9 protein-coding genes are annotated in these 13,719 nt (G+C 34.1%); 7 read left to right on the forward strand and 2 right to left on the reverse strand.

Annotation, left to right across the window (positions count from 1 at the left end):
* The first annotated feature begins 5 nt into the window (after window positions 1–5).
* A complete protein-coding gene (locus DZ60_RS0107435) occupies window positions 6–2,558 on the forward strand; it encodes a TonB-dependent receptor plug domain-containing protein (protein ID WP_025741464.1) in 2,553 nt (850 codons plus the stop codon).
* Window positions 2,559–2,679: 121 nt separating this feature from the next.
* Here the strand turns inward: DZ60_RS0107435 and DZ60_RS0107440 are convergent, their stop codons facing one another.
* Window positions 2,680–3,099, reverse strand: a complete 420-nt coding sequence (locus tag DZ60_RS0107440; RefSeq protein ID WP_025741465.1) for a nucleoside-diphosphate kinase — start codon at window positions 3,097–3,099, stop codon at window positions 2,680–2,682.
* 387 nt (window positions 3,100–3,486) lie between these two features.
* On the opposite strand from DZ60_RS0107440, the gene DZ60_RS0107445 reads away from it, so the two are divergent.
* From DZ60_RS0107445 to DZ60_RS0107455, 3 genes are read left to right on the forward strand one after another with little or no spacing between them, the layout of a single operon-like run.
* Complete coding sequence (locus tag DZ60_RS0107445; protein WP_025741466.1) at window positions 3,487–4,503, forward strand: DHH family phosphoesterase; 1,017 nt, start codon at window positions 3,487–3,489, stop codon at window positions 4,501–4,503.
* Window positions 4,500–5,051: a gliding motility-associated peptidyl-prolyl isomerase GldI gene (gene gldI, locus DZ60_RS0107450; RefSeq protein WP_025741467.1), complete on the forward strand. Its 552-nt coding sequence runs from the start codon at window positions 4,500–4,502 to the stop codon at window positions 5,049–5,051. The genes DZ60_RS0107445 and gldI overlap by 4 nt, the downstream gene beginning before the upstream one ends.
* 13 nt (window positions 5,052–5,064) lie before the next feature.
* Window positions 5,065–6,246, forward strand: coding sequence for a peptidylprolyl isomerase (locus DZ60_RS0107455; RefSeq protein WP_025741468.1), 1,182 nt, complete (start codon window positions 5,065–5,067; stop codon window positions 6,244–6,246).
* Between the two features lie 160 nt (window positions 6,247–6,406).
* Here the strand turns inward: DZ60_RS0107455 and DZ60_RS0107460 are convergent, their stop codons facing one another.
* Window positions 6,407–7,867, reverse strand: a complete 1,461-nt coding sequence (locus DZ60_RS0107460) for an aminoacyl-histidine dipeptidase (RefSeq protein ID WP_025741469.1) — start codon at window positions 7,865–7,867, stop codon at window positions 6,407–6,409.
* Between the two features lie 246 nt (window positions 7,868–8,113).
* Here DZ60_RS0107460 and DZ60_RS0107465 point away from each other — a divergent pair, with 246 nt between their 5' ends.
* The 3 genes from DZ60_RS0107465 (at window position 8,114) to DZ60_RS0107475 (ending at window position 13,646) form a co-directional block, all read left to right on the forward strand.
* Window positions 8,114–9,190, forward strand: a complete 1,077-nt coding sequence (locus DZ60_RS0107465; protein ID WP_025741470.1) for a DUF3810 domain-containing protein — start codon at window positions 8,114–8,116, stop codon at window positions 9,188–9,190.
* A gap of 105 nt (window positions 9,191–9,295) precedes the next feature.
* A complete protein-coding gene (locus DZ60_RS0107470; protein ID WP_025741471.1) occupies window positions 9,296–12,295 on the forward strand; it encodes an amidohydrolase family protein in 3,000 nt (999 codons plus the stop codon).
* A gap of 67 nt (window positions 12,296–12,362) precedes the next feature.
* Window positions 12,363–13,646 (forward strand): amidohydrolase family protein, encoded by a 1,284-nt coding sequence (locus DZ60_RS0107475; protein ID WP_025741472.1) that lies wholly within the window; start codon window positions 12,363–12,365, stop codon window positions 13,644–13,646.
* Window positions 13,647–13,719 lie beyond the last annotated feature (73 nt).

The raw sequence follows: 13,719 nt of genomic DNA on the forward strand, positions 1-13,719 counted from the left end.
AAACAATGACCAGATTTTTAGGCGTATATCTTTTTTTATGGAGTATTCTTGCTTCTTCTCAAGAAGAAGCACAGTCTATTATACTAAAAAATGAACAACTTAGATCGGCCATAACCCATATAGAAACATTATATGATGTAAAATTCTCTTACATTGACGAAATAATTGACAATAAAAAGGTATCTCTTACAATACCGCCTCAAGGTCTTATTGAAAATATTCTTATTGAATTACAAAACCAGACGCGATTAAAATTTACCATTACAGGTGATGATTATATAACAATTAGTCCTTTCAAAAAAAAGGATGTAACAACAGCTTGCGGATACATTTTTGATGAAAAAAAAATACCTTTATCAAATATTCAAATATTCTTTAAGACAAATCGTACAAGCATAAAAACAGATGAAACAGGGTATTTTGAAACTGACTTAGCTCCCTATAATTCTGTCGTTTTAATTAGTGCTCCGGGGTTTCGTCAAAAAGTACTAAAGAGCCGAGATTTTCAAACAAAAAAATGTACTGAAATATATCTTACAAATACTCAAGAAGAGATTCTCGATGAAGTTATCATACAAGAGTATCTTATCAAAGGAATTACTCAAAACAAAAAGATTATTCATATCGACCTAAAGGATATAGAAATCCTTCCGGGACAAACAGAACCTGACATTCTACAGAGTGTGCAATTAACACCTGGAGTTAACAACCCCTTTGAAACAGCTTCTGGGCTATACGTAAGGGGAAGTTCACCAAACCAAAACCTTATATTATGGAACGGTATTAAAACCTATAAGCAAGGTCATTTCTTCGGAATGCTATCTGCGTTTAATCCCTATGTGGTAAAAGAAGTCGAATTTTCTAAAAGTGGTGTAAGCGCCAAATATGGAGATCGCATCGGGGGTGTTGTTTCTATACAATCAGAAAACGAAGTACCTAATAAATTTACAGGTGGCGCTGGTTTTAATATGATAAACGCAGATATTGTCACAAGCATACCCATCATACAGGATAAAGTTTCCTTTCAGGTATCAGCAAGAAGATCGTTTGCAGACCTACTCAACACCTTTACATATGATCAATTATCAGAACGTGTTTTTCAGAATACCAAAATCACAGACTCAGCTGTATTTCCAAATAATACCAATACTTTTTATTACGCCGATTATAATGCAAATTTATTGATTAAACCCTCTAGTTCGAATACCATCGAAATTAATACGATTTACGGAAAAAATGACCTTGATTTCAGAAGAAGTGATACTGTAGATTCATTTAATGATGAATTAGTAACAGAAAATGAAGGGTATAACATAAATTGGAAACATTCATATAATCAGAATGTTTCTCAAAATGTAAGCGGATATTACACAAGATACTTATTAGATTACAACTTCGTTACTATAAAATCTGAAGATATTATAGAAGTTGAGAGCAAACAAAACCGAATCAAAGACTTCGGTGGCAACTATAATATAGATTATCAATTATCCGAATATCAAAATATATCAGGAGGATATCAATTTTCGAACAATACAATTAAATATAACTTTTCTTCTATCACTCCTGACTACGAGTTAATTTTGGATCAAGACAATCGCAGTCTCAATACACACGCAGGTTACGTCGAATATAAATTTGATAAACCAACGAGTTTTAACACCGCTGTAGGAGTACGAATAAATCACTATACAGAAATAAACAAAACTTCTATAGAACCTAGGTTATTTATACAGAAAAATCTAAGTAAAAGCTGGAAGATCAACGCAAGTGGAGAGTTTCGAAGTCAGGCAGTAAGTCAAATTCAGGAATCTGTTGTGAGTGATCTATCCTTAGAAAACAAAGTATGGACATTAGCTAATACTGATAAGTTTCCTTTGACTACTTCCTATCAGTTTACCTTCGGAAATAGTATTAAAAAAAACAATTGGTACATCGACATTGATAGTTATTATAAAAAAATAGATAACATTACTACGCTTACTGCAGGTTTTATAAACCCCATCGACAATACATATCACAATGGTGAAAGTACTGTGTTTGGAGCTGATGTCTTCATTAAAAAAAGAATTAAGAATTACAAAACTTGGGTGAGCTACTCATACATAGATACACGCAATATATTTGAGGGTATTAATGACAACCAATCTTTCCCAGGAAATTGGAATATTGAGCATACTGTGAAATGGTCTCACTTTTACAAGATCAATACATTTCAGTTTTCTTTGGGCTGGATATGGCATACAGGAAAGTCATTCACTAATATTTCTGGAGTTGATGATTCTGGTGAAATAATTGTTTTAGAATTTGATAAAATAAATAGTAACAATTTACCTGTTTACCACAGACTCGACTTTTCTGCAATTTATGATTTTAGGTTTAAACTTAATTCGAAGATAAAATACCGTCTTGGATTCTCCTTAATAAATATTTACAATAGAAAAAACATATTAAACAAAGAGTTTAGAACCACAAACACATTAAGCAATAGACTAATCAACAATGACATACAATCCTTAGGCATCAACCCTAACCTAAGTTTTAGAGTGTTTTGGTAAGAGCTTCTAGACGAATCAATAACATTTTGTGTAATATTATTTTAGGACAAGACACAACAATTAAATAAAAAACCATTTCAAAAAATTTGAAATGGTTTTTTATAATCAATATATTCTTTTTCTAGAACTGCTCTCTACCAGAAAAATGGAAATTACTTTCGATTGCAGCATTCTCATCACTATCACTACCATGCACTGCATTTTCGCTAATCGAAGTTGCGAACTTCTTACGAATTGTTCCTTCTGCTGCTTCTTCTGGATTTGTTGCACCGATTAAAGTTCTAAAGTCTTCGACCGCATTTTCTTTTTCAAGAATAGCTGCAACAATAGGACCACTTGTCATATATTCTACAAGATCACCATAAAAAGGACGCTCACTATGCACCTCATAAAAAGCTTTTGCATCATCCGTTGTAAGTTGCGTTAATTTCATTCCTACAATTCTGAATCCAGAAGCTGTGATTTGTTCAAGAATTGCCCCGATGTACCCTTTTCTTACCGCATCAGGTTTTAGCATTGTAAAAGTTCTGTTTGTTGCCATTATTATTTTTTTAATGTTTCTCGCTCCTAAACATTCAGAAGCAATTCACTTCATTATTTGGGTATATTAAACCCAACTCTTTTTCGAATTTTGTGCAAAAGTATGTATAAAACTATCAAAAACAAGAAATATCATATGAAATCACATATCATATAACTATGACACTAAGCTGATCTCAATTTCTTATAATCAGAAACTATATTCTGTCGTACAAAATCATTTGAAATTAGTTCTTCATATCCCTATGTGCGTAACATGAACTAACTACCTCCAAAAAAAAAGAAGTATCTACAGCGAACAACTATCACGAATATGAAATTAAAAATCATAACAAAATTAGAGGTTCTAATATTACTAAAATATTATTTATTGTATATTCGCTGACCTATGCATACTCAAGATATAACTGAAATACAGGGGTTATTGTCCTCTCCCAAAAACATTGTAATTGTAACTCATAAAAATCCCGATGGTGATGCTATTGGTTCGAGTTTAGGGTTATACCATTACCTTAAATCTCAACAGCATAATGTCACGGTAATTACTCCTAATGATTGTCCAGAGTTTCTTAAATGGATCCCCGGGATGGATACAATCCTAAAATATGACCATAATTCTAGTAAAGCTACATCCAAAATTGAAGCTGCTGATCTTATTTTTACTTTAGATTTTAATCATTTCTCAAGAAGTGGTGATATGGAGCATATTTTAGCAAAGACAAAAACTTGTTTTATAATGATTGATCATCATCAACAGCCAGACACGTATGCATCATACACGTATAGTGATGTAAGCATGAGCTCTACTTGTCAAATGATCTACCATTTTATCGAAAAACTCGATGATCTTGATAAAATTACTCCAGAAATTGCTACATGTATTTATGTAGGAATTATGACGGATACCGGGTCCTTTCGGTTCAGATCAACAACTAGTACTACACACAAGGTTATAGCAGATTTGATTGATCACGGTGCCGACAACACCAAAATTCATGAAGACATCTATGACACCAACACCCTTTCTAGAATAGAGTTACAAGGAATTGCTCTAAATAATCTTAAAGTCATACCAGAATACAAAACTGCTTATATCACCCTATCTCAAAAAGAATTAGATCAACATAATTTTAAGAAAGGAGATACTGAGGGATTTGTTAATATGGGATTATCAATACAAGGAATTGTATTTGCCGTAATTTTCATTGAAAATAAAGGGGATAAAATTATAAAAATCTCATTTCGTTCTAAAGGGGATTTTTCTGTAAACGAATTTTCGAGAAATCATTTTGAAGGTGGCGGACATCATAATGCAGCAGGTGGCAGAAGTAATATTTCATTATCCGACACGGTTGAAAAATTTATTAGTATCTTACCATCTTATAAAAATGCCTTAAATCAATGAGAATAGCACTTTATTTCTTCTGTTGTATTCTTTTATTTTCTTCTTGCAAACCCTCAGAAGCCAGAAAACCGGTACATATAAAATCGGGATCTTTTATTGATGAATCTATCAGTAGAAATAAAGAACTTGCTGCAAGAGAAGAAGCAGAAATCCTAAAAATCATTAATACCGATACAATCAATCACTATATAACATCAGAGACTGGTTTCTGGTATTTTTACACAAAAAAAGACACAGTATCCTATCGAACACCAAAGTTCGGAGATAAAGTTTCTTTTAATTACAATGTAAAGGATTTATATGGTAATATTATTTATACAAAAAAAGAATTAGATACTATAACCTATCGAATCGATAAAGAAGAGCTCTTTTTAGGACTTAGAGAAGGTTTGAAACTTATGAAAGAAGGAGAAATGGTTACTTTTCTTTTTCCCTCTTATCAGGCTTACGGGTATTATGGTGACGATTATAAGATCGGAACAAATATTCCGTTAATAACAGAAGTAACACTTAATAACATCACACACGAATCAAAAACAGAAAATTAATTTACCAATAAAAATGAAAAAAATAAATTTATTACTCTTAGCCATTTTAACAGTCGTAATCAGTAGTTGCAACGAAAAATACCCTGATTTACAGGATGGTATATATGCAGAAATAATCACAAACAAAGGAACTGCAGTTGCTAAACTATATCATGAACAAGTACCTATGACCATTGCCAATTTCGTATCTCTCGCCGAGGGTACAAATACAATGGTAGATAGTCTCTATAAAGGGAAAAAATATTACAACGGTATTATTTTTCATAGAATCATCAAAGACTTTATGATCCAAACAGGAGATCCTTTAGGAACTGGTAGTGGAGATCCTGGTTACAAATTCCCTGACGAAATTGTGGATTCATTGACTCACAAATCAAAAGGAATCTTATCAATGGCCAATTCTGGACCAAATACAAACGGAAGCCAATTTTTCATAACACTTAAGGAAACCCCATGGTTAAACGGTAAGCACACCGTTTTCGGAGAAATTGTTGTAGGGCAAGATCTTATCGATAGTCTAGGAGTTGTAAAAACTGCAGCAAGAGACAAACCGGTAGAAGAAGTTAAGATGGTAGAAGTAAATATTATTCGTAAAGGTGCATCTGCAAAAGCTTTTGATGCAGAAACAGCTTTTACTAGCCAACTAAAAGCAATCGAAGAAGAAAAAGCAGAAAAAGAGCGTGTTCAAAAAGAGTTAAATAGTGCCACAGCTGCAAAATTCAATGAACTAAAAGCTACTGCTACAAAATTAGAAAGCGGATTAGAAATGGTTTACATTACTAAAGGACAAGGAGAAAAGCCTAAAGCTACTGATATTGTAAATGTAAATTATGCAGGATATTTCTCTGACGGAAAAGTATTTGATACTAATATCGCAGAAAAAGCAAAAAAATTAGGTGTTTTTAATGAGCGAAGAGCTGCAGACCCTAGAGGTTATGCACCAATCCCAATGCCATATTCTCCGGATGCACAAATGATTGCTGGTTTTAAGGAAGGTGTTCAACAAATGAATGTAGGTGACCAAGCCATTCTTTTTATACCTTCTCATTTGGCTTATGGAGAAAAAGGAGCAGGACCAATACCTCCTAATTCTGACATTATTTTCGAAATTGATTTAGTAAGTATTAAAGATCAATCAGAAGATAATAAGGCGCATAATCATGAAGGAGCAGACCACGGTGACCATAAACACTAGAAAAATATTGTACTTAGACTAGAAGTATAAAAAAACATCCCGATTTGTTCGGGATGTTTTTGTTTTTAGCTGTATAAACCCATTCTTTTTACAGGTCTACAAAGAAGTTCTAATGGTATAACTTGATAAACCGAAGAACCTCTAGTAATATATATTACAATTATTTCTTAGGAATTTCTTTTAAAATCTCTAAAACAAATTTCCAATATTTCTGAGCAGAAGAAATACTTGCTCTTTCATCTGGAGAATGCGCTCCGAGAATTGTTGGCCCAAAAGAAATCATATCCATCTCTGGATAATTTTGTCCAAGAATCCCACATTCTAAACCTGCATGACAAGCTGCAATATGAGCCTTTTCTCCATTTAATTTTTCATAAATAACATCCAAAACTTTTAGTATAGGAGAATCCATATTTGGTGCCCAACCAGGATAATCACCTCCTGTGGTAACTTCGCACCCAATCAGTTCAAAAGCTGCCCTTAAAGTATTCACCATATCAACCTTAGAAGAATCTACACTGCTTCTGGTAAGACACTCAATAACCACCTGTCCCTCTCCGATAGTAATTTTAGAAATATTATTAGATGTCTCTACCAAATCAGGAATAGAAATACTCATTTTATAAACCCCGTTATGAGCTGCATATAAAGACTTTAAGACACCTTCCTGTACACCAAGATCCATTACTTTTTCTGGTAAGTCTGCAGGATTACATGTTATTGTCAGTTCTGAATCAAGAACAGCATGTTCATTTTTGATTATTTCTGCTAATTCTCTAATCTCATACTCAAATGATTTTTGTTGCACAGCATCTACTACAACAGTAGCAAAACTCTCTCTTGGGATAGCATTACGAAGACTTCCTCCTTTTATACTATGAACTCTGAGTCCAAAATTCTCAAAGCCATCAAACAAAAGTCTATTCATAATTTTATTCGCATTTCCCAAACCTTTATGAATTTCCATTCCTGAATGACCTCCTGTTAGCCCGGTTACAGCAATCGTGTATGCCACTTTCCCTTCAGAAACTGATTCTTCCTCATATGTTCTTTTTGCTGTTACATCAACACCTCCTGCACAACCAACTCCTATCTCATCATCCTCTTCGGTATCTAGGTTTAATAAAATATCTCCTTGTAACCAACCTCCTTCTAATCCTATAGCACCCGTCATACCCGTCTCTTCATCAATCGTAAATAGCGCTTCGATTGCAGGATGTATAATATCAGTTGCTTCTAGAATTGCCATTATTGTTGCAACTCCTAACCCATTATCTGCACCCAATGTCGTTCCTTTTGCACGTACCCAATCTCCGTCTATATACATATCGATACCTTGAGCATCAAAATCAAAATCGGTGTCCGCATTCTTCTGATGCACCATATCCAAATGCGATTGCATTACTACCATTTTACGATCTTCCATCCCAGGTGTGGCAGGTTTTCTTATCAAAACATTACCAACCTTATCTATCTCTGTATGCAATCCTAATGAGGTGCCAAAATCCTTAATAAATGCAATAACTCGCTCTTCTTTTTTTGATGGTCTAGGAACCGCGTTAAGGTCTGCAAATTTATTCCAAAGCATTTTTGGCTCTAAAGCTCTTATTTCTGAGTTCATGTCTTAATTTTGTATTTAATAGATTACGAAATTCTAAATTTTAAATCCCAAATCCCAATATAAAATCATAAAAGTCTGAAGATAGAACACCAAAGAAAGAAGTACAGCTTCTCTTATTCGAAAACTCCTAAAGAGTTATAAGCGCTTTTACTAGAACTTGTAGGATAAAAAATAGTAACTGTTATAATACTTTAAAAAAAAGTTATCATTTCCTCATAATATCAGAATTGTAAATATATTTACAGGATGCTTAATAAAACAAAACGCATTATTACGTTTCTTCTACCTGTACAGATTATTCTGATACAACTACTTTCCTTTTTTCCTGAGTTTGTAGAACGTTTTTATAGTAATGGGATTTTCATTTATACTTCTATCCTATTGCGGTATGCTTTTGGCTGGATTCCGTTTTCTTTTGGGGATATTTTATATTGTATACTTATTATTATACTCATACGATTTTTGATAAAAAAAGTATTTACAAAGCATATTATACTAAAAGAGGTCTTGTTTGATATCGGAGCCACATTATCTATAGTTTATGCCTGCTTTCATTTATTTTGGGGCTTGAATTATTATAGGCTCCCACTACATGAGCTTTTAAAAATAGAAGACCAATATACTGAAGAAGAACTGATTAAGGTTTCTGAAAAATTAGTTACTGAAGCTAATTTATTACATAAAAGTCTAGAACCAAACGACTCATTACCAGTACACATTCCATATACCAAAAAGGAAGTATTTGATAAAACAGTCCCAGCATACGAGGAATTAAATCATATATTCCCAACATTAAAATATTACCCTAAAAGTATTAAGACATCTCTCATTAGCACTCCCCTTACCTATATGGGATTTAGCGGATATCTTAACCCAATCACAAATGAAGCTCAAGTAAATCGATTAATTTTAAATTATAAAGCCCCTACCACAAGCTGCCACGAAGAAGCACATCAATTGGGTTTTGCAAAAGAAAATGAAGCTAATTTTATTGCGGCCTTAGTGACCATTAATTATGAGGACATTTATTTTAATTATAGTGGCGTTACATTCGCTTTAAAATTCTGTCTTAACGATTTATATAGACGTGATGAGCAGAAAGCCATCTGCCTTATCGAAAAATTACGACCGGGTATCAGAAAAAATTATTATGAAGTAAATGAGTTTTGGGAATCATACAAAAACCCTTTAGAACCTATTTTTAAAAGTACATATGACACCTATCTTAAGGCAAATGATCAACCTAACGGAATAGCCACGTATAGTTATGTAGTTGCTTTAATCGTAAATTATTATAAAACCCACCCTGTTAAGCATAGATAATTATCAAAATCTTTTTAGTTGTTAAATAATTATTAATAGGCATGTACCATATATAGCGCAAGAAGTATCTTTAAACCTTCACTCAATTTAGGCTACTTCATCGTTATGAAAAAATTATTCACTTCACTTTGTATTATATCAGGATTATTAAGTACGACTGGTCAAGAGTATTTTCCGAAAAATGATGGTGTTACTACACCAGACACAAATTATACGGTTTTCACAAATGCTACTATACATCCAACCCCAGAAGTAACAATTAAAAAGGGGACATTAGTTATTCAAAAAGGGAAAATTGTTGAGATTGGAACTTCTGTAACTATTCCAAAAAATAGCATTACCGTTGATTTAGACGGAAAACATATATACGCATCCTTTATTGATCCTTTTACCAATTTTGGCATACAAAAACCAAAGAAAAAAGCTGGAGCAAGAGGTATCTTTAGTCCGGGTGCACAACCAGCATGGGATGCTACCAGAGATGGATATTACTGGAATGACCATATTCGACCTGAAACCAACGCTCTTAATAATTTTGCTTATGATGCTAAAAAAGCAAAAGAATATTTAAAACAAGGGTTTGGAGTTTTACAAACACACATGCCAGATGGTATTATGAGAGGGACAGGGCTTTTGGTCGCATTAAATACAGAAGGAAAAGAAGGAGAACGATTATTAAGTGATCAATCTGCGCAATTTTTATCATTTACAAAAAGTAATATCAGCCCGCAAGTATACCCTACTTCTCTAATGGGAGCTATTGCTCTGATCCGACAAGTATATCATGATGCCAAATGGTATCAAAGCGGTAATTGCGAAAACAAAGATCTTTCTTTAGAAGCATTAGAACGCAACAAAAAATTACCTCAAATTTTTGAAGCAGGAAGTCGTATTAATGGATTTAGAGCTGATAAAATCGGAGACCAATTTAATATACAATATACCATCGTAGGTGGTGGAGATGAATATGCCAGAATAGATAAAGTAAAGACTACCAACGCTACCTATATACTTCCTATTAATTTTCCGGATGCATATGATGTTTCTAATCCATATGATGCAGATATTATCACATTGGGAAGTATGCGCCACTGGAATCAAGCTCCCGCAAACCCATCTATCGTATCCAGAAACAATATTCCATTTTCTTTTACTACACATAAGTTAAAAAAATTGTCTGATTTTCAACCCAACTTAGAAAAAGCGATAAAATATGGACTTGATAAAAAAATAGCATTGGCGTCACTAACCACTATCCCGGCACAAATACTCGGGAAAAGTGAGCTTCTAGGAAGTTTAAAAAAAGGAGCCTATGCCAATTTTTTGATAACTAAAAACGAACTTTTTTCAAAAGATAATGTCATTTATGAAAACTGGGTACAAGGTCATAAATATAGTATCACTAACATGAATATTAAAGATATTAGCGGCTCATATGATGTAGAAATAGCAGCAAAAACGTACAATATGGTACTTACGGGTACACCAGAAAAATTAAAAAGTGAAATAAAATTAGATACCATTTCTTTAGACTCAAAAACAACCTATGCTAATAATTGGCTAACACTAACAATTAAAGATAGCGACACTACAGAAGCGAAATATATACGAATTGCCGTTCCTGTGGATACATCTTCTGATCTCTTGAGCGGAAAAGCCATTTTATCCGATGGATCTGAAACCATTTTTACTGCAAAAAAGAAGCCCAAGAGTGCTAAAGACAATAAAACCAATTCAAAAGAAACCCATGAAATCGAAACAGCAGAAGTCTTACCTGTAACTTACCCTAATATTGCCTACGGGAATAAACAACTTCCAAAAGCAGAAACAATACTCTTTAAAAATGCAACGGTTTGGACTAATGAAGCAGATGGTATCTTAGAAGAAACAGATATTCTTATCAAAAATGGAAAAATATCTAAAATAGGTAAACAACTAAATGACGCAGGAGCAAAAATAATAGATGCTACCAAAAAACATATTACTGCAGGAATCATTGATGAGCACTCCCATATTGCCACAGCTTCTATTAATGAAGCAGGGCATAATTCGTCTGCAGAAGTAACTATAGAAGATGTCATTGCACCTGATGATATTAGTATCTATCGTAATTTAGCCGGTGGTGTTACTTCTATTCAAATACTGCATGGATCTGCAAACCCTATTGGCGGAAGATCTGCTATTTTAAAACTAAAATGGGGTGAAAGTGCAGAAAATCTTATCTATAAAAACTCACCAAAATTCATCAAATTCGCTCTGGGTGAAAATGTAAAACAAAGTAATTGGGGTAGCAACAGCCGTTTTCCTCAAACACGAATGGGTGTAGAGCAAGTATATGTTGATTATTTTGAGCGTGCAATAGCGTACGGAAAACGTAAAAAAAGTGGACTCCCATATCGAAAAGATATTGAAATGGAGACATTGTTAGAAATTCTAAACGGACAGCGCTTTGTGAGTTGTCATTCCTATGTGCAAAGTGAGATTAATATGCTTATGAAAGTAGCTGAAAAGTTTGATTTTAGAATCAACACTTTTACACATATACTCGAAGGATACAAGGTTGCAGACAAAATGGTGACTCATGGTGTAGGAGGGTCAACTTTCTCAGATTGGTGGGCATATAAGTACGAGGTTAATGACGCTATTCCTTATAATGCAGCTATAATGCATCGTCAAGGAGTTGTAACTGCTATCAATAGCGATGATCCAGAAATGTCTCGCCGTCTTAATCAAGAAGCTGCAAAATCTGTAAAATATGGAGGAGTTAGTGAAGAAGAGGCTTTAAAATTTGTCACCCTCAACCCAGCCAAATTACTTCATATAGATGATCGTGTAGGCAGCATTAAAGTAGGAAAAGATGCGGACATCGTGTTATGGTCCGATCATCCCCTTTCTATATACGCTAAAGCGGAAAAGACACTGATAGACGGAGCCGTTTATTTTGATTTGGATAAGGATAAAGCCGCAAGAAAATCTATCGCTCAAGAACGAAATAAACTTACTGAACTAATGCTAAAAACCAAAAACAAAGGAGGCAAGACACAACCACCCAAGAAAAAAGCAAAACAACATGTTCACTGCGATACATTAGAAGCAATACATTAAGGAAATCTCATACGATAGACACCTTTAATAAATAGCATTTAGACAAAAGAATAATTAAGATACCATCATGAAAAACATTCTAGCAACCATTACCTTACTACTTATTTTCGTGGGAACTATAACAGGACAGCAAACACCTGCAAAAAAACAAACCGAAATTATCTCAATAGAAGGTGTCACTGCTCATATTGGCAACGGTCAAATCATTGAAAAATGTGTACTTACTTTTGAAAATGGAAAAATAACCGCAATTGGATCAGATATAGAGCCAAAAGGAACTATAATTGATGCCACTGGCAAGCATATATACCCTGGTTTTATTGCTCCAAATACAACATTAGGATTAGTAGAAATTGGTGCCGTAAGAGCTACTGATGATGATAGCGAACTAGGTAATTACAACCCGCATATTCGAAGCATTATAGCCTATAATGCAGAGAGTAAAATTGTAGAAAGCATGCGCCCGAACGGAGTGCTTATTGCTCAAATTACACCAAGAGGAGGAAGATTCTCGGGCACTTCATCGATTGTTCAACTAGATGCCTGGAACTGGGAAGATGCTGTACTAAAGATGGATGATGGGGTTCACCTTAATTGGCCAAATCTTTATTCGAAAGGGCGTTGGTGGATGGATGAATCACCAGGATATAAGGTAAACAAAAAATACGAAGAACAACTTGCCAAGTTATCAAACTTTATGGACCAGGCGCAAGCTTCTTCTAAAGCTTCTAATACCGAAAGTATTCCCTATAGAGCAATGAAAGGGGTTTTTAACGGAAGCCAGACATTATTCATACATGCCAACAGAGAAAAAGCAATTCTTGACGCTTTAACTTTTGCAAAAAAATACTCTTTAAAGAACATAGTCCTCGTTGGCGCTGATGAAGGATACAAAGTTATTAATCGACTAAAAAAACAAAATACCGCGGTATTACTAACAAGAACTCATAGCACGCCCAAAAACGAAGATGATGATTATGATCTCCCCTATAAAAATGCAAAACTATTGATGGATGCGGGTATCTTAGTGGCATTACAAAACAGCGGACAAATGGAGCGCGCCAATACAAGGAATCTTCCTTTTCAAGCAGGGACCGTTGCTGCGCACGGATTAGATAAGGAAAAAGCGCTTCAACTAATTACAGGTAATACAGCTATTATTCTTGGTATAGATAAAAGTGTAGGAACCCTAGAGGTCGGCAAAGACGCAACATTATTTATAAGTATTGGAGATGCACTAGATATGCGAACCAATCAGATAGAAAAAGCATTTATACAAGGACGCGAAATTAGTTTAGAAAGTCATCAAACCGAACTCTGGAAACGGTACAGCAACAAATATGGTCAATAATTAACAGTCAATATATTGACCTTAATAGCACCAATACAGAAATAAACACTTTTGTTTTTTGACACATCAGCTT

The organism is Aquimarina pacifica (assembly GCF_000520955.1).
Classification (GTDB): domain Bacteria; phylum Bacteroidota; class Bacteroidia; order Flavobacteriales; family Flavobacteriaceae; genus Aquimarina; species Aquimarina pacifica.